Genomic DNA, 25,064 nt, shown 5'->3' with positions numbered 1-25,064 from the left:
TCTTTACGTTATCTCATCACGTATGTTTCAATAACAGGGATCCTATTATCAAATAACCCCACCAGCCTAATGCTGCAATAGAATTAATAATAAGCATTGATTTATTAGGCTCTTTTGCAACCAACTTTATCAAACTTATTAAGAATAACAAAGTTGCCGCCGCCCCAAATAAAAAGAAGGAAAAAAAATCCAGATTTGGCGTACACGGGCCACTTTTAAAACTTGGGGAATGATTGAAATAAACAATCATTCCCAGTGATAGCAAATAAAACCCAGACAGGTAAGATGCTTTCTTATCCATTTTTACTTGCCCCGGCCTCCGCCAAACTCCATCAGGTAAGCTTTCAGGAATTCATCCAGATCACCATCGAGCACTGCTGCTGCATTTGATGTTTCGTAGTCGGTACGTAAATCTTTTACCAGTTTATATGGATGTAAAACGTAGTTGCGGATCTGCGAGCCCCACTCAATCTTTTTCTTGTTGCCTTCAATGGCGTTGCTGGTTTCCTGGCGTTTGCGCATCTCGATCTCGTACAACTGTGATTTCAATAAACGGATAGCGTTTTCCTTATTCTGCAATTGCGAGCGCGACTCCTGGTTTTTGATAATAATACCAGAAGGTTTGTGATATAAACGTACCGCGGTTTCTACCTTGTTCACGTTCTGCCCACCTGCACCGCCCGAACGGAAGGTTTCGAACTCGATCTCAGACGGGTTAACATCAATCTCGATGGTATCATCAACCAATGGGTACACATATACCGATGCAAACGAGGTATGGCGCTTGGCATTGGCATCAAACGGAGATACACGCACCAAACGGTGTACGCCATTCTCGCCTTTCAGGTATCCGTAAGCAAAATCGCCTTCAAACTGCAGCGTTACGGTTTTTATACCCGCCACGTCGCCCTCCTGCGAATCCTGTTCGGTAACCTTATAGCCATTCTTTTCGCCCCACATAATGTACATACGCATCAGCATGCTGGCCCAGTCGCAGCTTTCGGTACCACCGGCACCTGCTGTAATTTGTAGTACGGCATTCAGCTGATCCTCTTCGCTCGAGAGCATATTCTTAAACTCCAGCTCTTCCATAGCTTTGGTGGCCAGGTTAAACTGCTCGTCAAGTTCAGCCTCGGTAGCGTCGCCGCTCTGATAAAATTCAAAGAGTACGCCGGTATCCTCAACAACAGACTCTACTTTCTTAAAAGCGTCTGTCCATACTTTCTTGGTTTTGATTGAAGCGAGTACCTTCTCAGCTTCTTTAGGATGGTCCCAAAAATGCGGGCCGATGGTTATTTCCTGCTCTGCGTCGAGCTCGGCTAATTTCTTGTCGATGTCAAAGATGCCTCCTCAGGGAAGCTGTTCTATCCCTTAAATCCTGAATCTGTTCTTTAGTCATAATAGCAAAGATATAAAATGTAAACGCAGCAATAACAAAAAAGGCCCGCCTAATGGCAAGCCCTTTTCAATATTATGTTGCGGTTGGCTTATGCGGCCAGGTAGTTGTTTACTAACAGGCTTAAATCGGCGCCACCGCTTAATTTGGATACAAAGTTTTGCACACCAAACTCACCATTTTTATCGGCGTTTGATTGTTGTACCATTTGCTGCATTACCGGCATAATTAAATTAGTGGCGGTAGTGAACGCAGCTTTAGGATCTATGCTGTAAAACTTATTGAGCTTATTGGCAAACCTGTTGATAATGCTGGTCACCAATGCGCTGTTTTTAATATCCGGAAACTGGAACATTTTTACAAGGTCTTTAAGCTTGCCGTTTTCCAGCTGGCCTTTAAGTACCTCGATGATTGAACTTGAAGCTTCGTTAATAACGGCTTCGCTTTTACCGGCTGGTATAACCGGGTTGTTGATAACGGCTGTGCCGGCGTTACTTTTTACAAGTAAGAATAATTTTTCGAACATAATATTAAGTGTTAACTGGTTACAAAAGCGTAATCGGTAAAGTAAATGTCGGCACTTTTTAGCGGCGATAACAGGGCTAAAAACAGCCTGTTATAAATAATTGCATTGAAATGAATTTTTAGGCCGCACAAGTTGCGTAATTGCGTGTTCTTTGTGCAAAACAGTAACGTTATTTAAACGCTGTTTTAAACATTTACTTCTATTTTTGATAAAAATTATTCAAATATGTTGCCAAACGTAAATTTCACCGAAACCAACGCTTACAAATACTTAGCAGACCATTACATTGATATTACTGCTACGCATTTAAAAGATTTATTTAAATCTGATAATCAAAGATTTGAGAATTTTTCGATCAGGTTTAACGATATTTTATTCGACTACTCGAAGAACCGTGTAGACGAAAAAACTATCGCTTTACTGATTCAATTAGCAAACGAGTGTAGCCTAAACAAGGCAATTGAAGCCATGTTTGCAGGCGAAAAAATTAACGTTACCGAAGACCGCTCGGTACTGCACACTGCCCTGCGCAACGTAAGCAATACGCCAGTTTACTCAGACGGTAAAGACGTAATGCCCGAAGTTAACGCGGTATTAGACCACATGAAAACCTTTAGCGAAGCCGTAATTAGCGGTGAGTGGAAAGGTTATACCGGCAAAGAAATTACAGACGTAGTAAACATCGGCATCGGTGGTTCTGACTTAGGCCCGGTGATGGTTACCGAAGCTTTAAAGGCTTATAAAACCCGTTTGAACGCCCACTTCGTTTCTAACGTTGACGGTACACATATTGTTGAAACTTTAAAACACCTCGATCCCGAAACTACCCTGTTTCTGATCGCTTCTAAAACCTTTACCACGCAGGAAACCATGGCGAACGCGCACAGCGCCCGCGACTGGTTCATTAAATCTGGCGCTAAGGATGCTGATGTGGCTAAACACTTCGCAGCTTTATCAACCAACTCAAAAGGTGTATCAGAATTTGGGATCGATACAGCCAACATGTTTGAGTTTTGGGATTGGGTTGGCGGCCGTTACTCTTTATGGAGTGCCATTGGTTTATCAATTGTGTTAAATATTGGCTTTGATAACTTTAAGGCTTTATTAACCGGTGCACATAAAATGGATGAGCATTTCCGCACCACACCATTTGAGCAAAATATCCCGGTTATTATGGGCTTGATCGGCGTTTGGTATAACAACTTCTTTGAGGCCGAAACCAATGTTATCTTACCTTACGACCAATACATGAGCCGCTTTGCTGCCTACTTCCAGCAGGGAGATATGGAAAGTAACGGTAAATCTGTAGATCGTAATGGTAATGCGATAGACTACTCAACTGGTCCGATCATCTGGGGCGAGCCAGGCACTAACGGTCAGCACGCATTTTACCAGTTGATTCACCAGGGTACCAAAATGATCCCTGCCGATTTTATCGCGCCAGCTATTTCGCATAACCCACTGGGCGAGCACCATCAAATGCTGCTATCGAACTTCTTTGCACAAACCCAAGCTCTAATGAATGGCAAAACGCTGGAAGAAGCAACTGCTGAACTGAAGAAAGCAGGTAAAACAGATGAGGAGATTGCCAAAATTGCACCGTTTAAAGTGTTTGAAGGTAACCGCCCTACAAACTCTTTCTTGCTGAAAGAAATTACGCCGGAAAGCTTAGGGTCATTAATTGCAGCTTACGAGCACAAAATATTTACACAGGGTATTATCTGGAACATCTACAGCTTTGACCAATGGGGTGTTGAGTTGGGCAAGCAATTGGCCGGCAACATTTTACCTGAGCTTAGAAACGACGATAAAATCACTTCTCATGATTCATCAACCAACGGTTTGATCAATCAATATAAAGAGTGGAAGTAATCTTAAGAGAGTCAAGAATCGAGAAACAAGAATCAAGACAGAAAATAAGAAAGGCGATTGCTGTGCAATCGCCTTTCTTATTAAACATAACCGTCATTGCGAGGTACGAAGACAACCGACCGGGAGCTCATTAATACCTTTATAAACAAAACTCAAATTAATAATCGCGAACTATGCAGAGCGGCTCTGTAAGTCGGGGATTGCTTCGTTCCTCGCAATGACGGTGTTTATTGTCTCGATTCCTGTTTCCTTTTATGCTTCTAAATCACAAATAATAGCTTTCAGCTCTTTGAGGTATTTCCCATATTTAAGCCTGATATGCAGGTTGATAAAAATAAAAGCCCCTATAAAACTGATCAATAAAATACCGAACATAATTAATAGATGAGAAGTAGCGCTGTGTGATGAATCGGTTAAACCTTGTAATATATAAGCTGATGTTTGTTTACCACAGAGCAAGCCAATGGCTATCATAATTGCAATGGGTGTAATGCAAAAACTATGTGCTTTATATATCTCGGTATTAAGTTCTAACTCATAAGCAACCTTGGTAATGCTACTTTTCATACTCACATCATAATTGCTTATAGAACGGTAGAATACATAGAATTTAAAAAAGTAATAAGCATTTAAAATTGCCATGCTAAAAAACAGTAAACTGGTGATATTAAATAAAAATGGATCTGTTTGTCTAAAAAATAAGAACCAGATAAAAATAGGGTAAGAGCATAATGTACCAATAAACTCAGATTTCATGTTTTTACGAATACGGGTAACAGCCGATGTGGTTTTACCCTGCATAGCAACACTTATTGGTGAATGGGTAAACGCCCGATCATCATTTTTCCAGGCATCTTTTAAATCATCTATATTCATAATTAATGCTTTTAATAATGTCCTTTAATTTGTTTTTTGTGCGGTTGAGGCGTACCCGCACATTCACCTCGCTAATGCCCAGGTTAAGCGCTATATCCTCGTAAGGCTGGTCTTCCATGTATAGAAATATCAAAGCCTTCTCTACTTTATTTAATTGCTTAAGGGCTTTATAAAACAGCGCCAGTTGTTCGTCCTTTTCAGTGTCGAGTTCCTGTGCTTCTAAATATTCAAGCTGATCTGGCAATTGCTCACTATCGGGCCTGCGTTTCTGTTTTTTGAAGAACAGGATCGCCGTGTTTAAAGCCACTCTGTACATCCATGAACTGAATTTGCTTTTCCCCTGAAATGAATCGAAAGCCAGCCATAGTTGTAAAATCATTTCCTGCATCAGGTCGTCGCGGTCGGCATTATCATCCTGGTAAATACGGCAGATCTTAAAGAGCATGCCTTTGTGCTCTTCAATCAATTGCATAAACCGGGTTTCTTTATTTTCCAATCGCTTAATGGTTATTACACACAGTTAGTATCGGTAATGGAGATTTGTTACAAGGGAAGTTAGGAAAATATTGCTAGGATTATTAGTTGAGCTCCCAAACAAAAGCGGCTGCATTTTCATGCAGCCGCTTTTCGATCTTACCGTCATTGCGAGGAACGAAGCAATCGCGCACTATACAGAGCCGCTCTGTAAGTCGGGGATTGCTTCGTTCCTCGCAATGACGGGCTTTATATCTATTCTTACTTAATCGGAACAAACTTCACCTGGAATAATTTATCCCATTTCTTACCGGTAACAAACAGGCGCTTACCTTCTGCATCCCAGGCAATACCGTTTAATACTTCGGCGCTTTGGTTATGATCTTTTCTGTCAGGATAAAGATTTTTTAAATCAATACGTTGTGTAACTGCGCCGGTTTTAGGGTCAATTACTACAATGGTATCCGTTGTATAAACGTTAGCATATATTTTGCCGTCGATGTATTCCAGCTCATTGATCTGGTTAACCGGGCCTTTATCATCATATACATCAACATAACCAATTTGCTGGTAGGTGTGAGGGTCTAAAAACCATAGGCGATTGGTACTATCATCCATGTAAATCTTTTTACCATCATAAGTTACACCCCAACCTTCAACACCTACATTGTTTTGGAAGGTTTTTAATAATTTGAACGAGTTCAGATCATATACATAACCTATTTTCTCGGTCCAGGTTAGTTGCATAATTTTATCATCTACAATGGCTATACCTTCTGCAAATATCTTAGGGTCAACATCTACTTTTTGCAATACTTTACCGTTAATATCGGTTTTACGCAAGCTCGATTGCCCTTCCTCATCAGCAACCCTGCCACCATCACTTTCATAGAAATATCCGTTGTGGTAAATTAACCCCTCAGTATAACTACTCGTATCATGAGGAAACGATTTTTCAACCTTAAAAGTTAAAGCTTCTGGTTCTTTAGGCGCCAGCACAACTATATTAGTTGCTGCATCCTCATCCTTACCACCCTGATAAACCTTTACCGTAATGGCTTTAATACCCATTTTCAACGTATCAGTTTTAAGGGTTACTACCGACGAATCTTTCTTTACTGCCAGGTGTTTATCATCCAACATATAAACCACTGAATCGGGTTTTACATCAGCACTATAGCTTACTTTAATGGGCACATCGGTACCGGCTTTGTAGCTTGCTCCAGCTTCGGGACTAACATGTACATTAAAGCCGCTTTCGGCAGTCTTATTTTTACAGCTTACTATTACAGATACCGCTGCAGCAAGTATTAAAGTTTTGTGGAATTTCATAAGGTGTAATTGTTCAGGCCGTGGGCCAGAATGCATCTTCTATATGTTTTAAAGTATATTGCTCACCACGGAAAAGTACCGATATGATATCGAACCTCACTTCGCCCTGGTGATTCATCAGGTAAATATATTCATCTGCGGCATCAGCCAGTAATTTTTGTTTACGATTATCAACAAAATCTTCGGGCTGGCCAAAACCGGTGCCGCTACGGGCCTTCACTTCGGTAAATACAATAACGCTGTTTTTGTATGCGATGATATCTACCTCGGCTTTTCCGTAGGTCCAGTTCTCGTCCAGAATTTCATAACCCAAATTAAGCAAATGTGTTTTGGCGATGAGCTCACCTTTTCGGCCTAAATCGAGGTGTTTGGCCATGCTTATTTGATGATAACAGAGCCTAAATAATCGGAGATGTGTTTTTCTACCTTTTTCAGTTGCAGGTAGCGGGTCATCAGGATGTCCTGGTCAACCGGGCTTTCGGTGGTTTGGAGTTCCTTACGTAAACCTTCCAATATCTTACCCACTTTTTGTTTTTTAAGGTGGAAGATGGCACCGAGTATAGCTGCACGTAAATGATCCAGCTCGTCGGTGATCAAAATTTTATGCATCTCGTACCAGTTCTCGCTCAGCGTGTATTTGGTAGCCAGCATGTCAACCGCAAGATTTACTATTTCTTTATCGTCATAATGGATAAAGAATTTATCATCCGGCAGGTCGCCGTTCTCTACCTGGGTACGGTAAATATCAGTAAAGCGTTTGCACACCGGGTTATCGAAGGTAACGTCACTCAGCTCGGCAATCATAAACGGACCGATATAAGTGTTGGTGATGCCATCCCAGTCGATCATCCGGTTGCCATACAATAACAGCAAACGTATAATTTCGCGCTCCTGGTTAAGGCCAGATTCTGATTCTTTTGCAGTTTCAACTGCCGCCTCCGCCGCTTCTATCGAATAATAATCAAAATCGGGCGGCGGCCCTTCGCTGTATTGTTGCTGCTGCTGATGATTTCGGTCCGATTGCTGATTATTCTTTTTGGCCTTAGTAAGGCGCATTTTATTCAGCTCAGAAAGCAGTACCCGCTCCTCGATCTGCATCTGGTAGCTACACTCTTTAATAAAGACGGAAGCTTTAATGTGATCGGGAATTTTGGCGATACTTTCTACCACCTCGCGGATCACCTCTGCACGGCGCAGCGGATCGTTACCGGCATCTTGTAACAGGATGCTGGTTTTATAGAGAATAAAGTCTTTTTTATTTTGCTCGATGTGCTGCTTAAAGGCAGTACTGCCCACCTTGCGCACATACGAATCGGGATCGTCTCCGTTAGGAAAAGATACCACCTTTACGTTAAGGCCTTCTTCGAGGATCAAATCCAATCCACGCAATGAAGCTTTGATACCTGCAGCATCACCATCGTACAAAATGGTAATGTTTTGGGTAAGGCGACCGATCAACCTGATCTGTTCTACCGTTAACGAAGTACCTGATGAGGCCACCACGTTTTCAATCCCTGCCTGGTGAACCGAGAGTACATCGGCATAACCTTCTACCAGGAAACAGTTATCCAGGTCGCGGATAGCCTTTTTGGCGAAGAACAAACCATAAAGCACGTTCGATTTATGGTAAATCTCCGACTCGGGCGAGTTTACATACTTGGGTACATTTTTATCACTCTTTAATGTACGTCCGCCAAAGGCAATTACCCGGCCCGTATAATTATGGATCGGGAACATTACCCGGCCACGGTAACGGTCGTATAAGTTTCCGTTATCGCGTTTTACGGATAAACCGCTTTCTACCAGAAATTCTTCCTGATAACCTGCTGTAAGTGCTGCTCCGGTAAAGGCCTCCCATTGATCGGGCGAGTAACCGAGCTCGAACTTGCGCATAATCTCGGGCGTAAAACCACGCTCTTTAAAATAGCTAAGGCCAATGCTTTTCCCCTCGTCGGTATCCCACATGCTCTCCTGGAAAAACTTGGCCGCAAAGCCCGACACGATCATTAAACTCTCGCGGCGGCTGTCGGCTTCCTTGTTCTCGCTGCTTTCTACCGTTTCTTCAACATCGATGCCGTACTTTTTAGCCAGCCATTTCAGTGCTTCCGGATAAGTAAACTTCTCCAGCTCCATAATGAAGGTAACGGCCGAGCCACCTTTGCCTGATGAGAAGTCTTTAAAGATTCCTTTGGCAGGTGATACGGTAAACGAAGGTGTCTTCTCGTTCACAAAAGGCGACAGACCAACGTAGTTGGCACCACGTTTTTTCAAATTTACAAACTCACCAACTACTTCGACAATGTCGGTAGCCTCCATAATTTTATCAACGGTGAGTTTGGTGATCATGCTTTAATTAGAAACGCTTATTTTAAGGGACAACAAAAATAGACAATTACAGATTGATACCCTGCGTACAATTTAACAAAAATTTGCCTACTGTAGCAAACGGTTAACTGCTAACGTATTGTATTTAGTAACCTTACTTATACACCGATGAAAAACCTAACCGTTAGCCTTTTGGCTTTGTTTGCTGTTTTAATGTTTAGCTGTAAAAAAGATAAACAAGCCGACACGCCAAATATTTACTACATCAAAGCCAGTAAAAATGGGGTGTCGTGGAGCACCAAATCGTATTCTATTTTTAATGCTCAAAAAACTAAGCCAGATACCATAGTTGTTGGCGGTTCCCTGGGCGAAGAGCATATCAGCATTCTTGCTAAATTAAACAGCCAGGGCAATTATATACCCGACCCTGCCAAAACAACATTTTATACCACTATTGGGCAGGATGTAATTATGAGTACATATACTTTAGATACCACAAAAGACAATACAATTAGTGTAACCAAACCCAGCAGCAGCGAAATACAAGGCACCTTTACCCTAACTTTTAAAAAGACGGGCGTAGCCGACTCTAACCCTGCTACAGTAACTTTTAACCAGGGCGAATTTAAATCGGCTTTAAGTATTGCTTTATAAATTACAGCAATCTGGTAACGCTAATTAAAATCTAAATTACCTATCATGAAAAAACTCATTTTGCTACCATTAGTGCTGATATACGTGTTAGGTGCCTGCAAAAAAGATGATTCGCCGGCCGAAGCAGCATATACCGTTTCTGCAAAGAAAAATGGTGTGATGTGGATAGGCACAAATCCTTTACCGCTTTCTACAGATAACAACCCAAATGATGCTATTTTAATTAATGCCCAAAATGGCGGCGAAACTTTAAACTTTATATTTAAAAGCAAAGGGGTTGGCAAATATAAACAGAGCGATTTAACTACCTATTATGGCAATAGCGGCACAACTCTAAATAAGCCTTTCAGTTCATACAGGTTAAGTAATGATGCCACAAACCAATTAACTATTACCCGTTACGATGAAGGTAAAAACATCATGACCGGTAATTTTGACCTTACTTTCGAAAAATATCCTGCTGATAACAATAGCACACCCAATAAAATAGTGTTTACTTACGGTGCTTTTAAAGCCCCGATTAACCACGTCGGCGTATACATAGTTAATTAGTGCATGTTTAATAATGTATTGATTGCCTCCGTATTTAATAAATTGTATTTTTGCCATTCACATTTTTATTGGATATGAGTAAGCGCATTAAAATTAAAGCACTGCTGGAAAGCACAGAAACAAACATTGAGGTTACAGTTAAGGGTTGGGTACGTACATTCCGTAACAACCAGTTTATCGCTTTAAATGACGGCTCTACCAATAATAATATCCAGATTGTAGTTGATTTTCAGAACACCGACGAAGCTCTGCTTAAACGCATTACCACCGGTGCTGCGCTTAGCGTTACCGGTACGTTGGTAGAATCATTGGGCAAAGGCCAGAAATTCGACATCAAAGCAACTGCGATTGAAATACTGGGTGATAGCGATCCTGAAAAATACCCGCTGCAACCTAAAAAGCATAGCCTGGAGTTTTTACGCGAGATTGCGCACCTGCGTTTCCGCACCAATACTTTCGGCGCTATTTTCCGTGTGCGTAATAGTTTATCTTTTGCTGTTCACAAGTTCTTCCAGGAGCGTGGGTTTGTTTACCTGCACACACCGGTAATTACACAGTCGGATGCTGAGGGTGCCGGTGAAGCATTTCGTGTAACAAACCTTGACCTGAACAACCTGCCACGTACAGAAGAAGGCGAGATCGACTTTAAACAGGATTTCTTCGGAAAATCGACCAACTTAACCGTATCTGGTCAGCTGGAAGGCGAGCTGGGTGCAATGGCCCTAAGCGATATTTATACTTTCGGCCCAACTTTCCGTGCCGAAAACTCAAACACAACCCGCCACCTGGCCGAGTTCTGGATGATTGAGCCGGAAATGGCTTTCTATGATCTGGCAGATAACATGGATTTGGCCGAAGCTTTACTGAAATATGTAATTAGCTACGCTCTTGAAAATAACAGAGAAGACCTCGAGTTTTTAACTCAGCGTTTAGAGGATGAAGACAAGCAAAAACCGCAGAACGAACGGGCTGAAATGAGCTTGTTGGATAAACTGCAATTTTGCCTGGATAACGATTTCCAACGCCTGACTTATACTGAAGCTATCGAGATCTTAAAGGAATCGACTCCGAATAAGAAGAAAAAGTTTGCCTACCCGGTAGAAGGTTGGGGAACAGATTTACAATCGGAGCATGAGCGTTACCTGGTTGAGAAACACTTTAAAAAACCGGTTATCCTTACTGATTACCCGAAAGAGATTAAATCTTTCTACATGCGCCAGAACGACGATGGCAAAACCGTTGCCGCTATGGACATCCTGTTCCCGGGCATTGGTGAAATTATCGGTGGTTCGCAACGTGAGGAACGTTTGGATAAACTGGAGCAACGCATGGACGAGATCGGCATCCCTAAAGATGAGCTTTGGTGGTACCTGGATACCCGCCGTTTCGGTGCTTGTCCGCATGCTGGTTTTGGTTTAGGTTTCGAGCGTTTGGTACTGTTTGTTACCGGTATGGGTAACATCCGCGACGTGATCCCTTTCCCAAGGTTCCCTAAAAACGCAGAGTTTTAATACCCCTTTGGGTTAATAATAGTATTCAAGGCTTTCCATTAGGAAAGCCTTTTTGCTTTACACCATAACCGTCATTGCGAGTCCCAACTACTGTCGGGATGGCAATCCCCGACTATGCAATTCAGCTATACAGAACGGCTCTGTATAGTTCGCGATTGCTTCGTACCTCGCAATGACGTGGTAAACGTAAGTACCGCGGATCTCATTCAATGACATTTTTTTACTAATTTTAAGCATATAAACCATCCAACATCATGCTCAACACTTCTCCACTCCACGCATTTATCCCTACCTTAAACCCAACACGCGCTAAAGAATTTTACGGCGAAACATTAGGCTTAACGCAAGTATCAGAAAGCCCCTTTGCTTTAGAATTTGATGCCAACGGAACGTTACTGCGCGTAACCACGGTACAGGCATTAATACCACATCCATTTACGGTATTGGGCTGGGGTGTAAATAATATTGAAGACATGATTGTCAAAATGACCGCCAAAGGAATCTATTTCGAAATCTTCGGCTTTTTTGAGCAGGATGACCTGGGTATCTGGTTAGCCCCAGACGGCACTAAGGTAGCCTGGTTTAAAGACCCGGATGGGAATTTATTGTCGCTGGCGGAAAGTAAGAAGTAGCAGGAGTTAGTGGCAGTAGCAGTCGTTCCTCGTAGCTTCAAGAGAAGAGGGCTGTCATACTGAGGCACTCGAAGCATGGTGGGCAGGCCTCTGCGCGCGACACTTCGAGTGCCTCAGTGTGACAGGGCACGTTTAACAATCCAATTAAACAAAAAGAGACACAAAGTATTGTGTCTCCTTACGACGTGCCTCTACTCTTTCTTATATTCCTTATGCAATATCAAAAACGCAGCACGCTCCTCTTTATGGAAAGGTACGTTCCAGTTACCCTGGTAGCTTATTTTGGCGGGTAGCAGCGTACCGTTGTAGTTGTTGAGTTCAATGTTCATTTGCACGTTAAAGTCGAAGAACATATTGCTGTATTTCATATCGATGTAGCGCCCCAGTATCTGAAAGGTGCGGGTATCAAAGATGGTGGTCATCTCGTTAATCATTACATCGCCATCACTGGTGCTGGGCTTGCGGATCACTTTAAAACGGTATACGGGGATCGAATCCAGGTATGTGCCGCGGGCAAACTGGTACAGGTAAAACTCGCGCATGTCTTTACCAAAGATCTCCGTTTTGCTACTAATGAAAGGTATGCCCGTAACCTTAGTACCCGGGCGGAAGATCAGCGTTTTCAGCTTATCCTTGTAGGTTTCATTTTTGCCTCCACCTGGCAGGTCTTCAATCGAAGAAAAATCTGAATTATAGGCGTTCTGAAAAATGTAATCAAACATCTCAACCGTATACAACTGATATTTCCCATTGCTTTTGTACAGGTTACCGCTATCGCGTTTAGCCAGGGTTTCAATAGTATGTTTTCCGTTTACATCACCATGGTGCAGCTTACGGTAAATCTTGCCATTAACCTTATTCTTTTTGTCGAAGGTATAGATACGGTTTTCGGCAATAAAATCGTAGCCTTTCATATTGTGAAAAGCTTTGTAAAAACTGGTGTCGGCAACAACAGCATCAATAAAATCCTGCACGTTTAGTTTGTGCGATTTGATGTTGACGATGTTAGAGTCGATCACCACCGACTTAATGGTATCCGGGTTAAACCTGTTGATCTGCTGGGCATGCAGGGCGCAAAAGCCCATCAGCACAAAGGTAATACTTAGAATAAATTTCTTCATCAGCCGGGCTTAGTTGCCTAATTGTTTAAGAGCAATGTAAGCCATTAAACCGGTACTGCCCATCAATGCCGACTCTTCAATATCAAACGTTGGTGTATGTACCGATGATGTAATACCGCGACTTTCGTTACGGGTACCCAGGCGGTAAAAACAGCTATCGGCAGCGTGCGAGTAGTAAGCAAAATCTTCACCAGCCATCCAGATATCAAGGTCGAGTACGTTTTCCTCGCCAAGGTAATCAACTGCAAAGCCTTTTACATTGGCAGTCAGTTTCTCTTCGTTAATGAGGTATGGATAGCCCTTCATGATGGTAAACTCGCATTTAGCGCCCATGCTTTCGCATAAACCTTCGGCCAGTTTTTTCATGCGGATATGTGCATCCGCACGCCATTTCTCGTCCATCGTACGGAAGGTACCTTCGAGGTATACCTCATTAGGGATTACGTTGGTAGCGCCATTAGCAATTACTTTACCAAATGATAATACCGACGGGTTCTTCGGATCTGCAAAACGACTGATCACCTGCTGTAATGCAGTAAGCATGTGCGCCGTAATAATAACCGGGTCTATATTTTGCTGAGGCTGGGCACCGTGGCCACCTTTACCAATTACTCTAACATAAATTTCATCTGTAGAGGCCATGTATTTACCTGCACGGAAACCAACTTTACCGGCATCAATAAAAGGCATTACGTGCTGGCCGATAACCGCCTGTGGTTTCGGATTTTCCAGCACGCCTTCCTGTATCATCAGGTTGGCACCACCGGGCAATTTTTCTTCAGCCGGTTGAAAGATTAATTTCACCGTACCGGCAAAATCATTCTTCATGCGCGACAGAATGGTAGCTGTACCCAACAATGATGATGTGTGCGCATCGTGACCGCAAGCATGCATTACACCCACATTTTGCGATTTGTAAGGCACATCATTGGTTTCGGTAATAGGCAATGCGTCCATATCGGCACGCAGGGCAACTACTCTGTCAGATGGTTTATTGCCAACTATTAATCCTACCAATCCGTTATCTGCCATGCGCACATAAGGGATTTCAAGTTCATCTAACTTTGAGGCCACAAACGCCGAGGTTGCCACTTCGTGAAAAGACAGCTCGGGGTTGGTGTGCAAGTGGCGGCGATTGCCAACCACATCATTAAAAATTTCTTCAGCTATCAGCTGTATACGTTCTTTAATCATTAGTTCTGTGTATCTGAATCCAGTTTTGGTGGATTAATTTTTTCCGGGATAATAAACATCAGCGGGAACCAGGGCTTCAGTTGCTCCATCATTTTGGTTGCCTCTAACCTGGTCCTGAAATCGCCCACGCGAACCTTAAAATTGGGCTCATTGTAGGTAACATAGGTACGAATATCGGGATAGTTTTGTTGAAATTTAGCTTCGGCCTTGTAGGCTGCGGTGCGATTGGCCCCGTTGTACACCTGTACCCGGTAACCTAAAGAGGAAAGCCCACCTGAGCCGCCACCGTTAAGCTTGCGGTTAATCAGCGTATCAACACGGGGATCTTTAATAACTTCTACTTTGCCGCGGGTTTGGGCTTGAGATACCAAACTGCAAAGCATAAAAAAACAGCATCCGGTGATATACAAAAGGGTTTTGTAAGGGGATGCTGTGTTTTTCATTGAATGTAATAATGTCTGTTAAACTATAACGTCATTGCGAGGTACGAAGCAATCCCCGATTTACAGAGCGGCTCTGTATAGTTTGGGATTGCTTCGTACCTCGCAATGACGGTGTTATTTGAATTGCCTCACTCGTTAGGCAATGACAAATTTATATTTCCTAAAGTCTCCCCTTTCAGGGGGAGATTTAGAGGGGGTTTAATTCTCGCCTACGCCGTGGCAGTTTTTATATTTTTTACCGCTACCGCAAGGGCAAGGATCGTTACGGCCAATTTTTGGATCAACGCGTATCGGGGTTGCTTTTGGCGCATCCGGCATGTCGGCCAGTTCAATGCCGCTGCCATCCTGCATCAGCTCTGGTTTAGATGTACGCATCTGGCGCATATCTGTTTTAGGCTGAGGGCGTGCTTCCTGAATTTCATCAGGCTCCTGCTGTTGCGGGATACCGCCTCTGAACAGGAAGCTAACCATTTCTTTATTCACGTTGGCCAGCATCGAGCGGAACAGTTCAAACGCTTCGAACTTGTAAACCAATAGTGGGTCTTTTTGTTCGTAAACGGCGTTTTGTACCGATTGCTTTAACTCGTCCATTTCGCGCAGGTGCTCTTTCCAGGCATCATCGATCAGCGATAAGGTTACGTTTTTCTCGAAAGATTTAAACACTTCCAAACCGTGGTTTTCAACTGCCTTTTTAAGCGGCACTGCTACCTGTATACCGTGGATACCATCTGTAAACGGTACCACAATATTTTCTACATACTCACCGCGAGTATCAAATACATCCTTTAGTACCGGGTAAGCCTGGTCAGCAATAGCCTGTTGCTTACGATGGTAGAAATCTGTTACCTCGGCAAAAATCTTGTCAGTTAATTTAACAACTGTGCTGCCTGCAAACTCATCCTGGCTTAACTCAACATCGAAAGAGAACAAGCGGATAATTTCCAACTGTAAACCTTCGTAGTTATTTGATTCTTTATACTCGGTAACCACATCTTCAATTACATCAAAAATGGTGTTGCTCAAATCAACATCCAAACGCTCGCCAAACAGGGCGTTTTTACGTTTAGCATAAATTACAGTACGTTGTGAGTTCATCACGTCATCATACTCTAACAAACGCTTACGGATACCGAAGTTATTTTCTTCTACTTTTTTCTGTGCACGCTCGATAGACTTGGTGATCATGGAGTGTTGAATTACTTCGCCCTCTTCGATACCCATACGTACCATCAGGTTAGAGATACGCTCTGACCCGAATAAACGCATCAGGTTATCCTCTAACGATACGAAGAACTGTGAAGAACCCGGATCGCCCTGACGACCAGCACGACCACGTAACTGGCGATCGACACGACGAGACTCATGGCGTTCGGTGCCTACAATGGCTAAACCACCGGCTTCCTTAACACCTTCGCCCAATTTAATATCCGTACCACGGCCAGCCATGTTGGTAGCAATGGTTACAGTTCCAGCTTTACCGGCTTCGGCCACAATATCAGCCTCTTTCTGGTGCAGTTTAGCGTTCAGTACGTTGTGTTTAATACCGCGCAGTTTCAGCATACGGCTTACCAGTTCCGAAATTTCTACAGATGTTGTACCTACCAGTACCGGGCGACCGGCTTGTGTAAGTTTAACAATCTCATCGGCAACGGCATTATATTTTTCGCGCATGGTACGATATACCAGATCCTGGCGATCATCGCGCTGGATGCCTTTATTGGCAGGAATTTCTACCACATCCAGTTTATAGATTTCCCATAACTCGCCGGCTTCGGTAACGGCAGTACCCGTCATACCGCAAAGCTTGTGGTACATACGGAAATAGTTCTGCAGCGTTACGGTAGCAAAAGTTTGGGTTGCATCTTCAACCTTTACGTTTTCTTTAGCCTCGATAGCCTGGTGTAAACCATCAGAATAACGGCGGCCATCCAGTACACGGCCTGTTTGCTCATCTACAATTTTAACCTTGCCTTCATCCAAAATGTACTCTGTATCTTTTTCGAACAAAGTATAAGCCTTCAACAATTGGTTAACCGAGTGGATACGCTCAGATTTGATTGAGAAATCGCGCATCAGCTCATCCTTGCGGTGTACTTTTTCTTCGGCGCTCAGGGTCGATTTTTCGATCTCAGCAACTTCACCGCCTACATCAGGCATTACAAAGAAGTGAGGGTCTTCGCCCGAAGCAGTGATCAGTTCTATACCTTTTTCGGTCAGTTCAACCGAGTTGTTTTTTTCGTCGATTACAAAGAACAGGTCAGCATCAACCAAAGGCATTTCTTTACCCTGATCCTGCATGTAATAGTTCTCTGTTTTTTGCAATAAGCTTCTGTTGCTGCCATCGCTCAAAAACTTAATTAAAGCTTTGCTCTTAGGCAAACCACGGTGTGCACGTAATAAAGCCAGGCCACCTTCGTCGGTTCCGCTTTTACCTTCACCAATTTGTTTTTTGGCTTCGTTTAATGCGCCGTTGATATATGCTTTTTGTGCATCCACCAAACGTTGGATACGTGGTTTCAACTGGTAAAACTCATGCTCATCACCACGAGGGATCGGACCGCTAATAATTAACGGGGTACGGGCATCATCCACCAATACCGAATCCACCTCATCCACCATCGCAAAGTGCAGCTTGCGCTGTACCAGTTCTTCCGGTGTGCGGGTCATGTTATCGCGCAGGTAATCGAAACCAAACTCGTTATTGGTACCAAAAGTAATATCGGCACCATAAGCTTTGCGACGGGCTTCAGAATTAGGCTCGTGTTTATCAATACAATCAACACTTAAACCATGAAACTCGTACAACGGGCCCATCCACTCCGAGTCACGGCGCGCCAGGTAATCATTCACGGTTACAATGTGTACACCCTGGCCGGCAAGCGCGTTAAGGTAAGCAGGCAAGGTAGCCACTAAGGTTTTACCCTCACCCGTGGTCATCTCGGCAATTTTACCCTGGTGCAATACAATACCACCAATCAGCTGCACATCATAGTGTACCATATCCCAGGTAACTTCGTTTCCGGCAGCTAACCAGGTATTATGGTGTATGGCTTTATCGCCTTTAATAACAACGTTTGCTTTCTTTGCAGCCAGCTCACGGTCGCTATCCCAGGCAGTAACCTCAATAGTTTTATTTTCTTTTAATCGACGGGCTGTTTCTTTAACCACGGCAAAAGCTTCGGGCAGGATATTCATTAATATCTCTTCAAGCGCTTTGTTGCGGTCTTTCTCCAGCTTATCGATGCGGGTGTATAGGTCAACTTTCTCGTCAACGCTAATTTCAGGACTTTCTGCCTGCTCTTTTGCTGACTGAATGTCATTATCGATGTCTGCAAGCCCCTGTGCAATCCTTTCTTTAAAGTCAAGCGTTAAGGCACGCAGCTCGTCATTACTAATGTTTTCGAGCTTTGCGAACTCCGCTTTAATCTTTTCTACTAAAGGCTGTATGCTTTTTAAGTCTCTTTCTGATTTATTACCGAAGAGCTTACTGATAAATCCTAACATGCTTTGTTTATAATATAATCTCTATCACTTCAACAATTACGCCACACGAATGTAAAAGTCATTATGGCAGGTAAAGTTAGGAAAATTTTCTGTTGTCGGTTGCCGGTTGTCGGTTTTCAGTATCAAACCTTTCTCAAAATCCCTTGATTATATGCTAAAAACTCTCTTTTATCAGCGACTGACAATAGATAACTGACAACAGACAACCTTACTTGTAGTAGATTATCACCCGTTCGGTAATCCGGTTATTACCTCCCGGTTCATCCATCGATAGCCAGTTATATTGTTTATCGTAGTTAAAATAATGGTATACGGATGCTCTTACTTTACCTTTTGCATCAGGAACAGTTTCGCTCATTTTATTGTCCATTGCATCATAAGCCATAGTAATTGTAGTTGTTTCCCCGTTAACGGGCTTCCGCTCCTCGCTCACTAAATTACCGTGGTTATACTTATACCAGGTTTCCATAGCCACGTGGTTGTGCCCATCATAGGTAGTAAGCCTGGTGATATTTCCGGCTTCGTCATACCTGGATACGAAACTTCCGAGTAGGATATTATCACGAAAAGTATAATCGCGCTGTTCCACTTCATTTTCTAAAGTATGGTACGAATAGGTTGATCTAACCGCCGATTTTTTAACCGTATGGTACCGAACAGATTCTACGAGCCGATGGTTTCTGTATTCGTAATTTATCCTCGTACTGGCAGTATCGCCCTTAAAAAGGGAATCATATCTGATGTTCGATACCAGGTTACCATCATTATTATAAGTTGCGATTTCTTTATTAATTATTTTGGCTGAAACTGTATCCCGTCGGGTAGTGGTTACCGATAAGACGTTGCCTTTTAAGTTTTCTTTCTCCAGGTCGCTTTTTATTTTTTGGGCGAAGCAGGTATTAGTAAAACAGAGGATAGCAATTAGATACAGAATTTTCATGACGATGGTAATTTACCGGGATTATTTGGTCCTATACACAATCCGTCTAAGTGTCTTCTCCCCAATATTGCCATTATCTTTACTATCTCCCATAATTGTCCAGTTACCCGCGTCATCATACTTTTTATAATTGTAAACGTGTGTTTCTGTCTCACCGATATCATGAACAATTTTTGAAGTTAATTTATTGCCGAATTTATCATACAATGATTTGGTAGTGGTTATTTGTATCATCTTTCCGCCATCCTCGTCTTCGTGAAACTCATCTTCCTCTACCTGGTTCCCATCACTATCATAATGATATCTGAATATAGAAAGCGGTTTATTCCTTTGTACAATAATGGCCATTTCAATTAATCTGCCTTCATCATCATATTTATATGATATGTAATCAGTATTAATAGAATTATCCCCCGAGAAAAAGTCTTTTGATTTTCTTTCCCTTTTTAATTCGTTATATACATATACCGTTTTTTGGTAAGGTGTTTTTTGACGTTTGCGATAAACATCGCGCTCAATAAGCCTTTGCTTATTATCATATTTAAAAATGGATTTTAACGTATCTATATTATCACCCAATACCGGCATGTGATAATAGCTGGTTTGAGTAACCAGATTACCGTAAGAATTATATTTCGAAATTATTTCATTCGCTAAGTCGCTCTCGAAGGTCTTGCCATTTTTAAAATAGTTAAATCGCTTCTCAATTACATAATCAACATTACCTTTTAAATTATTTGTTTCTAAATCGTTTTTTATCTTTTGAGCAAAGCAACTGAAGACAGCAAGGCTTAGTATTATAGTGGTGAATAAGGTTTTCATAAGTAGAGGCAATTTACTGATGTTAGAAAACTTTGGCAAAATACTTTCTGTCTTTCGGACTTCCCGACTTACGGACTTCCTGACTCCCAACTAAAACTCTATCTTTGCCCCCCATGAACATCCTGCTCATTGGTTCTGGCGGTAGGGAAAGCGCCTTCGCCTGGAAATTAACTCAGAGTCCATTATGCCAGCAATTATTTATTGCACCGGGCAACCCCGGCACGGCCCAGTTTGGCACCAACGTAAACATTAAGGTTACCGATTTTGAAGCCCACAAAGCTTTTGCCTTAGCCAATAATATCGATATGATTGTGGTTGGCCCCGAAGAACCACTGGTTAAAGGCATCCACGATTTCTTTTTGAATGATGAGCAGGTGCACCATATCCCCGTGATTGGCCCGCAGCAAGAAGGTGCGCAATTAGAAGGCAGCAAGGATTTCTCTAAGCAGTTTATGAACCGCCACAACATCCCTACTGCAGCTTCTGAAACTTTTACTGCCGAAACTTTACAGAATGGGTTAGCTTATCTTGAAACAACTGGTTTACCCATCGTATTAAAAGCCGATGGACTGGCAGCAGGTAAAGGTGTATTAATTTGCACCACACTGGAAGAGGCTAAACAGGAACTAACCGAAATGCTGACCATGGCCAAATTTGGCAATGCAAGCTCTAAAGTGGTTATCGAACAATTTTTACAGGGAATTGAGCTTTCGGTATTTGTACTGAGCGATGGCACCAACTATAAAGTACTGCCCGAAGCCAAAGATTACAAACGCATTGGCGAAGGCGATACCGGCTTAAATACCGGCGGCATGGGTTCGGTTTCGCCGGTACCTTTTGCAGGTAAGGATTTTATGGATAAAGTACACGAGCGTGTGATTATCCCTACTGTTGAAGGTTTAAAGAAAGATAACATCCCATACAAAGGCTTCATCTTTATCGGACTGATGAATTGCGGCGGCGAACCCTACGTAATTGAATACAACTGCCGCATGGGCGACCCGGAAACCGAAAGCGTATTACCCCGCATTGAATCTGACCTGGCCGACCTGTTTAAAGGAGTAGCCGAAGGCAACCTCGACACCAAAGAACTCATCATATCCAACAAAGTTGCCGCTACGGTAGTATGTGTAGCGGGCGGATATCCCGGCGATTACATGAAAAACGATGTAATTACAGGTATGGAAAACGTACGCGGTTCATTCGTATTCCAAGCTGGTACTTATGCAGATGGTAATGATATTAAAACATCAGGCGGCCGTGTATTGGCTATTACCTCTTTACAAGACACCATGTTTGATGCCCTGCAACAAGCCACCCTTGATGCCAGCCGCATTTATTATGATGGCAAGTATTTCAGGAAAGATATAGGGTTTGATTTGCTGTAAGTTTTAGAACCAAGATACAAGACAACAAAATTTGTCATTGCGAGGAACGAAGCAATCTCGTAGCTATACAAATCGAATAAGCATTGGCTACGAGATTGCCACGTCGTTCCTCCTCGCAATGACAAAATCAGTATAAAAAGAGAAAGGCCTTCGGTAACCGAAGGCCTTTCTCTTTTTATATAACGCTCCCTCTCCGCCGTTAGGCGGAAGGGCTGGGGAGGGGTTTACTCCGCTTTGTTATTGCTTTTGTTTTTCGCTAAAACCTCATTCAGTTTATCAACCAAATCGGCACCGCGAAGGTTTTTGCCGATGATTTTACCGTTAGGGTCTAACAAGAAGTTTTGCGGGATGGCTTGTACACCATAAAGTTTGGCAGCGTCATTATCCCAGAATTTAAGGTCAGATACGTGGGTCCAGGTTAAACCATCTTTGTGGATAGCAGCCAGCCATTTGTCTTTAGCATTCGGGCGATCCAGTGATACGCTCAGGATGGTAAAGTTTTTATCTTTAAACTGGTTGTAGGCTTTAACCACGTTCGGGTTTTCGTGGCGGCAAGGGCCGCACCATGATGCCCAGAAATCAACTAAAACATATTTACCGCGGAATGATGACAGCTTTACTGAAACACCATTGGTATCGGCCATGGCAAACTCAGGGGCAGTAGCACCATAAGCAACACCTTTCAGTTTTTCTAACTGCTCGGCATATTTTTTACCAGAAGTACTGTTTTGGATTTCCGGCGATAAGTGATGGAACATTGGGTCCAGCTCTTTATAATCGGCGCTGTAAGTGTAGCTGCGCAGTGCATTTAAGCTGATTACTGAAGATGGATTTTCTTCAATAAATTTCTTAGTGATTGCTTTCTCTTTATTGTCGGCAGCTTTTTCTAAAGCATCAAATTCTTTTTTCTGATCTGCAGTTGGGTTGTCACCTGCTGCTTTCTCTTTTTCGTTGATGGCTTCATACTCGGCATTAAGCGGTTTCATGGCTGCCTGGTATTTAGCGTTATCTTCGCTGATCTTAGTACCTGTAGCTGTTGCATTTTTAGCGAAATCGGCACTGGTAATAGTGGTTACGCCTTTGTCGATATAAATTTCGGTATAATCATACGGCGGGTGGATACCGTTGCCCTGAGGGTTTACAAATAAATCAGCCTGTGCCGGGTCAGTAACCGTGCCTTTGAATTCAAAAGCTCCATTAACCAAAACAACCGAATCAGTTACGTTTTTGGTACCTGCACGATAGCTCAAATAAGCTTTAGCCGGTGCATTAAATGTGCCGATTTTTCCTTTAACAGTAAAGTTAGGGGTTTCTGTTTGCGCAAAACTAATCGCTGGCAGGGCAATCAGTGCGGTGTATAGTAACTTCTTAATCATGTTCTACTAATTTATAGGTAGTTAAAAACCAAATATATAAAAAGGGCATCAAAAAAAGAATCAAGAATCGAGAGACAAGAATCAAGACTATGTCAAACAAAAGAAATTCGATATTTAATTACTAATTTCCATCATGCTTCAACATTTGCAAGATAAATTTCCGCATCTCGCCTCCAAATTGGCATCGTACGAAAACATGTACCACCGCATAGAAGTACCGGCTAAAACCGTGTTGCTGCACGAGGGCGATGTATCTAAAAAAGCATGGCAAATAGAGAAGGGCTGCATCCGGGCATGGTTTAATAATAAAGGACGGGATTTAACACTTCAGTTCTTTTTCGAAGGGCAGAATGTCTCATCGCTCGAAAGTTTCCGCAGAAATATTCCAAGTGTTTATACGCTCGAAACCATTGAGCCCAGCATCATTTACTGGATCAACAAAAAAGATTGGGAATACATGCTTACCGACATAGAAAGCACCCCGGAAGGCAAGCAATTCATCTCAGACATTACCCTCGACCGCCAGCTTAACTACATGCGGCATTTTATGTCGTTCATCAGGGATACACCTAAAGAGCGCTTTATTAACTTAATGAAAGAGCGGCCTGAAATTATTAAACGTGTGCCTCAGCATTACATAGCCTCATATTTGGGCATTACTTCGGTATCGTTGAGCAGGATACGCAGTGCGGTGAGCAGGATGAAGGAGGAGTAAGTGATGAAGGAATAAAGAGAAAGGACTTTTTTACCTCGCTCGTCATGCCGAATTTATTTCGGCACCCCACAGGACAGGTAGCGAACCTGTTTACCCGCATACTTAGCATGTGGGGTGCTGAAACAAGTTCAGCATGACGTGGTGGAGATGATGGGTAGATAAGCCAAGCAAAGAAGGCTGATCGTACGATCAGCCTTCTTTGCTTGGCTTACTTAGGTCAACTGCTACTGCAACTAACCACTGCTACTATCTTCAAGACCCCGGAAATAGCTCTGCAAGTTTTCTTTCTAAATCTTCTCCCCTCAAATTTTTACCAACAATTTTTCCTTGCGGATCAATCAGGTAGTTTTGAGGGATGGCACGAACGGCGTATAATGCAGCGGCTTCGTTATCCCAGAATTTAAGGTCTGATACCTGGGTCCAAACCAGGCCATCGGCTTTAACGGCTGCCTGCCATGCATCTTTAGCACCGGGGCGATCTAACGATACACCCAGTATAGTGAAGTTTTTGTTTTTGTATTTATTGTAAGCACGTACCACGTTAGGGTTTTCCTGGCGGCAAGGGCCGCACCATGATGCCCAGAAATCAATCAGCACATATTTACCGCGGAATGATGATAGCTTAACAGGTTTACCATCCACATCGGGCTGGGTAAAATCCGGGGCTATGGCACCAATGCCGGTTACCATTAACCCGTCCAATGATTTTTTTAATTGCAAACCAGCTTCCATACTTTGCAGGGATGGATCGAGCGATTTGTATAAGGCCAGCAGTGGTGCAGGATCAGCCGAAGGACCACCCATCGAGCTTAAAGCCAGCAAACTCAGGTAACTTTTAGGGTTGCTTTTGATATAAGCTACCAGTATATTCTGTTGTTGCTGTTGTATCGATTTCAGGCTGCCTTGTACAAAATTCTGGTATTCGGCGCTTTGCTGCTGGGCTAAAGTTGCGCGCTGTGCATCGTACTGGATCTTTTTTGCCTTGGTGATGATGGGGCTTAACTGCGCCATCAGTTTAACATTGTCGTCATTAATTTGCGACCCGGTAATTTTACCCGCACTTATCGAATCCATGGTGGCTACGTTGATAGTACCTGCCTCCAGGTAAAGGTTTAGCATATCGGCACTGGTATTATCCAGTTTTTCGAGGCCTACGCCTTTATGGTCGTATACCAAAGCTGCATTAACAGGGTTCAACACGGTACCACTTATGGTAAATGCCCCCACGCTAATGGCCGAAGAATCTACCACGCGGTTAGCGCCAAGGCTGTAAAATAAATATACCTTACCAGCAGGTGTGCCATTGGCAATTTTACCCTTAATGGTAAATGGCTGCGGTGCCTGCGCAAACGTAATGGCAGGTATAAAAAGTGCTATATAGCAAAATAACTTTCTCATCAATTCTAAATAT

Annotated in this window: 23 protein-coding genes; 7 read left to right on the top strand and 16 right to left on the bottom strand. The window is 42.9% G+C overall.

The features are described 5' to 3' along the window. Window positions 1-16: 16 nt before the first annotated feature. The 3 genes from PQO05_RS02985 to PQO05_RS02975 form a co-directional block, all read right to left on the bottom strand. Window positions 17-301, bottom strand: a complete 285-nt coding sequence (locus PQO05_RS02985; protein WP_273631171.1) for a hypothetical protein — start codon at window positions 299-301, stop codon at window positions 17-19. A 2-nt stretch (window positions 302-303) separates the two neighbouring features. Beyond that, window positions 304-1,399 (bottom strand): peptide chain release factor 2 gene (gene prfB, locus PQO05_RS02980; protein ID WP_273631170.1). Its coding sequence is split into 2 segments (ribosomal slippage): window positions 304-1,338 and window positions 1,340-1,399, totalling 1,095 coding nucleotides; the frame shifts between segments, so codons are not numbered across the junction. Window positions 1,400-1,487: 88 nt separating this feature from the next. Then, window positions 1,488-1,922 carry a hypothetical protein gene (locus PQO05_RS02975; RefSeq protein WP_273631168.1) on the bottom strand — a complete coding sequence of 145 codons (435 nt, stop codon included), beginning with the start codon at window positions 1,920-1,922 and terminating at the stop codon, window positions 1,488-1,490. Between the two features lie 225 nt (window positions 1,923-2,147). Here PQO05_RS02975 and pgi point away from each other — a divergent pair, with 225 nt between their 5' ends. Further along, entirely contained in the window at window positions 2,148-3,794 is a 1,647-nt protein-coding gene (pgi, locus tag PQO05_RS02970) for a glucose-6-phosphate isomerase (protein ID WP_273631167.1), read from the top strand. Window positions 3,795-4,046: 252 nt separating this feature from the next. Here pgi and PQO05_RS02965 read toward each other — a convergent pair whose 3' ends face one another. The 5 genes from PQO05_RS02965 to dnaG all read right to left on the bottom strand — a co-directional run bounded on the left by PQO05_RS02965 (window position 4,047) and on the right by dnaG (window position 8,822). Beyond that, the gene (locus PQO05_RS02965; RefSeq protein WP_273631166.1) at window positions 4,047-4,670 is read right to left on the bottom strand and encodes a hypothetical protein; all 624 of its coding nucleotides are present in this window, start codon (window positions 4,668-4,670) and stop codon (window positions 4,047-4,049) included. Continuing rightward, a complete protein-coding gene (locus PQO05_RS02960) occupies window positions 4,657-5,166 on the bottom strand; it encodes an RNA polymerase sigma factor (RefSeq protein ID WP_273631165.1) in 510 nt (169 codons plus the stop codon). The genes PQO05_RS02965 and PQO05_RS02960 overlap by 14 nt, the downstream gene beginning before the upstream one ends. Window positions 5,167-5,405: 239 nt before the next feature. After that, a complete protein-coding gene (locus PQO05_RS02955; RefSeq protein ID WP_273631164.1) occupies window positions 5,406-6,476 on the bottom strand; it encodes a glutaminyl-peptide cyclotransferase in 1,071 nt (356 codons plus the stop codon). A gap of 13 nt (window positions 6,477-6,489) precedes the next feature. Continuing rightward, on the bottom strand, window positions 6,490-6,852 hold the full coding sequence (locus PQO05_RS02950; RefSeq protein WP_273631162.1) for a YraN family protein: 363 nt from the start codon (window positions 6,850-6,852) through the stop codon (window positions 6,490-6,492). Window positions 6,853-6,854: 2 nt separating this feature from the next. Continuing rightward, window positions 6,855-8,822 (bottom strand): DNA primase, encoded by a 1,968-nt coding sequence (gene dnaG, locus PQO05_RS02945; protein WP_273631161.1) that lies wholly within the window; start codon window positions 8,820-8,822, stop codon window positions 6,855-6,857. Window positions 8,823-8,969: 147 nt separating this feature from the next. Here dnaG and PQO05_RS02940 point away from each other — a divergent pair, with 147 nt between their 5' ends. The 4 genes from PQO05_RS02940 to PQO05_RS02925 all read left to right on the top strand — a co-directional run bounded on the left by PQO05_RS02940 (window position 8,970) and on the right by PQO05_RS02925 (window position 12,150). Beyond that, complete coding sequence (locus tag PQO05_RS02940; RefSeq protein ID WP_273631160.1) at window positions 8,970-9,455, top strand: DUF6252 domain-containing protein; 486 nt, start codon at window positions 8,970-8,972, stop codon at window positions 9,453-9,455. Between the two features lie 45 nt (window positions 9,456-9,500). Continuing rightward, window positions 9,501-10,007, top strand: coding sequence for a DUF6252 domain-containing protein (locus PQO05_RS02935; RefSeq protein WP_273631159.1), 507 nt, complete (start codon window positions 9,501-9,503; stop codon window positions 10,005-10,007). A 74-nt stretch (window positions 10,008-10,081) separates the two neighbouring features. Then, entirely contained in the window at window positions 10,082-11,518 is a 1,437-nt protein-coding gene (gene asnS / locus PQO05_RS02930) for an asparagine--tRNA ligase (RefSeq protein WP_273631158.1), read from the top strand. 254 nt (window positions 11,519-11,772) lie between these two features. Next, on the top strand, window positions 11,773-12,150 hold the full coding sequence (locus PQO05_RS02925) for a VOC family protein (protein WP_273631157.1): 378 nt from the start codon (window positions 11,773-11,775) through the stop codon (window positions 12,148-12,150). Between the two features lie 191 nt (window positions 12,151-12,341). On the opposite strand, the gene PQO05_RS02920 is transcribed toward PQO05_RS02925, so the two are convergent. The 6 genes from PQO05_RS02920 to PQO05_RS02895 all read right to left on the bottom strand — a co-directional run bounded on the left by PQO05_RS02920 (window position 12,342) and on the right by PQO05_RS02895 (window position 20,174). Next, window positions 12,342-13,271: a hypothetical protein gene (locus PQO05_RS02920; protein WP_273631156.1), complete on the bottom strand. Its 930-nt coding sequence runs from the start codon at window positions 13,269-13,271 to the stop codon at window positions 12,342-12,344. A 9-nt stretch (window positions 13,272-13,280) separates the two neighbouring features. Then, window positions 13,281-14,465, bottom strand: coding sequence for a M20 metallopeptidase family protein (locus PQO05_RS02915; protein WP_273631155.1), 1,185 nt, complete (start codon window positions 14,463-14,465; stop codon window positions 13,281-13,283). Then, window positions 14,465-14,908 (bottom strand): SPOR domain-containing protein, encoded by a 444-nt coding sequence (locus tag PQO05_RS02910; RefSeq protein WP_273631154.1) that lies wholly within the window; start codon window positions 14,906-14,908, stop codon window positions 14,465-14,467. Before PQO05_RS02910 ends, PQO05_RS02915 begins: the two co-directional genes overlap by 1 nt. Before the next feature lie 198 nt (window positions 14,909-15,106). Then, window positions 15,107-18,412, bottom strand: coding sequence for a preprotein translocase subunit SecA (gene secA, locus PQO05_RS02905; protein ID WP_273631153.1), 3,306 nt, complete (start codon window positions 18,410-18,412; stop codon window positions 15,107-15,109). A gap of 208 nt (window positions 18,413-18,620) precedes the next feature. Continuing rightward, a complete protein-coding gene (locus PQO05_RS02900) occupies window positions 18,621-19,352 on the bottom strand; it encodes a hypothetical protein (protein ID WP_273631152.1) in 732 nt (243 codons plus the stop codon). A gap of 21 nt (window positions 19,353-19,373) precedes the next feature. Further along, the gene (locus PQO05_RS02895; protein WP_273631151.1) at window positions 19,374-20,174 is read right to left on the bottom strand and encodes a hypothetical protein; all 801 of its coding nucleotides are present in this window, start codon (window positions 20,172-20,174) and stop codon (window positions 19,374-19,376) included. Between the two features lie 113 nt (window positions 20,175-20,287). Here PQO05_RS02895 and purD point away from each other — a divergent pair, with 113 nt between their 5' ends. Then, entirely contained in the window at window positions 20,288-21,562 is a 1,275-nt protein-coding gene (gene purD, locus PQO05_RS02890) for a phosphoribosylamine--glycine ligase (RefSeq protein ID WP_273631150.1), read from the top strand. A 224-nt stretch (window positions 21,563-21,786) separates the two neighbouring features. Here the strand turns inward: purD and PQO05_RS02885 are convergent, their stop codons facing one another. Further along, window positions 21,787-22,938 carry a TlpA disulfide reductase family protein gene (locus tag PQO05_RS02885; RefSeq protein WP_273631149.1) on the bottom strand — a complete coding sequence of 384 codons (1,152 nt, stop codon included), beginning with the start codon at window positions 22,936-22,938 and terminating at the stop codon, window positions 21,787-21,789. Window positions 22,939-23,071: 133 nt separating this feature from the next. Here PQO05_RS02885 and PQO05_RS02880 point away from each other — a divergent pair, with 133 nt between their 5' ends. Further along, the gene (locus tag PQO05_RS02880) at window positions 23,072-23,653 is read left to right on the top strand and encodes a Crp/Fnr family transcriptional regulator (RefSeq protein ID WP_273631148.1); all 582 of its coding nucleotides are present in this window, start codon (window positions 23,072-23,074) and stop codon (window positions 23,651-23,653) included. Window positions 23,654-23,905: 252 nt separating this feature from the next. Here the strand turns inward: PQO05_RS02880 and PQO05_RS02875 are convergent, their stop codons facing one another. Continuing rightward, window positions 23,906-25,051 (bottom strand): TlpA disulfide reductase family protein, encoded by a 1,146-nt coding sequence (locus tag PQO05_RS02875; protein WP_273631147.1) that lies wholly within the window; start codon window positions 25,049-25,051, stop codon window positions 23,906-23,908. Window positions 25,052-25,064: the final 13 nt, after the last annotated feature.

Source organism: Mucilaginibacter jinjuensis, assembly GCF_028596025.1.
Lineage (GTDB): Bacteria > Bacteroidota > Bacteroidia > Sphingobacteriales > Sphingobacteriaceae > Mucilaginibacter > Mucilaginibacter jinjuensis.
This window is presented reverse-complemented; position numbering and strand designations above follow the sequence as displayed.

Coding starts and splice junctions, on each gene's coding strand:
- PQO05_RS02985 (WP_273631171.1), bottom strand. CDS start 301: ATGGATAAGAAAGCATCTTACCTGTCTGGGTTTTATTTGCTATCACTG.
- PQO05_RS02975 (WP_273631168.1), bottom strand. CDS start 1,922: ATGTTCGAAAAATTATTCTTACTTGTAAAAAGTAACGCCGGCACAGCC.
- pgi (WP_273631167.1), top strand. CDS start 2,148: ATGTTGCCAAACGTAAATTTCACCGAAACCAACGCTTACAAATACTTA.
- PQO05_RS02965 (WP_273631166.1), bottom strand. CDS start 4,670: ATGAATATAGATGATTTAAAAGATGCCTGGAAAAATGATGATCGGGCG.
- PQO05_RS02955 (WP_273631164.1), bottom strand. CDS start 6,476: ATGAAATTCCACAAAACTTTAATACTTGCTGCAGCGGTATCTGTAATA.
- PQO05_RS02950 (WP_273631162.1), bottom strand. CDS start 6,852: ATGGCCAAACACCTCGATTTAGGCCGAAAAGGTGAGCTCATCGCCAAA.
- dnaG (WP_273631161.1), bottom strand. CDS start 8,822: ATGATCACCAAACTCACCGTTGATAAAATTATGGAGGCTACCGACATT.
- PQO05_RS02940 (WP_273631160.1), top strand. CDS start 8,970: ATGAAAAACCTAACCGTTAGCCTTTTGGCTTTGTTTGCTGTTTTAATG.
- PQO05_RS02935 (WP_273631159.1), top strand. CDS start 9,501: ATGAAAAAACTCATTTTGCTACCATTAGTGCTGATATACGTGTTAGGT.
- asnS (WP_273631158.1), top strand. CDS start 10,082: ATGAGTAAGCGCATTAAAATTAAAGCACTGCTGGAAAGCACAGAAACA.
- PQO05_RS02925 (WP_273631157.1), top strand. CDS start 11,773: ATGCTCAACACTTCTCCACTCCACGCATTTATCCCTACCTTAAACCCA.
- PQO05_RS02920 (WP_273631156.1), bottom strand. CDS start 13,271: ATGAAGAAATTTATTCTAAGTATTACCTTTGTGCTGATGGGCTTTTGC.
- PQO05_RS02915 (WP_273631155.1), bottom strand. CDS start 14,465: ATGATTAAAGAACGTATACAGCTGATAGCTGAAGAAATTTTTAATGAT.
- PQO05_RS02910 (WP_273631154.1), bottom strand. CDS start 14,908: ATGAAAAACACAGCATCCCCTTACAAAACCCTTTTGTATATCACCGGA.
- secA (WP_273631153.1), bottom strand. CDS start 18,412: ATGTTAGGATTTATCAGTAAGCTCTTCGGTAATAAATCAGAAAGAGAC.
- PQO05_RS02900 (WP_273631152.1), bottom strand. CDS start 19,352: ATGAAAATTCTGTATCTAATTGCTATCCTCTGTTTTACTAATACCTGC.
- PQO05_RS02895 (WP_273631151.1), bottom strand. CDS start 20,174: ATGAAAACCTTATTCACCACTATAATACTAAGCCTTGCTGTCTTCAGT.
- purD (WP_273631150.1), top strand. CDS start 20,288: ATGAACATCCTGCTCATTGGTTCTGGCGGTAGGGAAAGCGCCTTCGCC.
- PQO05_RS02885 (WP_273631149.1), bottom strand. CDS start 22,938: ATGATTAAGAAGTTACTATACACCGCACTGATTGCCCTGCCAGCGATT.
- PQO05_RS02880 (WP_273631148.1), top strand. CDS start 23,072: ATGCTTCAACATTTGCAAGATAAATTTCCGCATCTCGCCTCCAAATTG.
- PQO05_RS02875 (WP_273631147.1), bottom strand. CDS start 25,051: ATGAGAAAGTTATTTTGCTATATAGCACTTTTTATACCTGCCATTACG.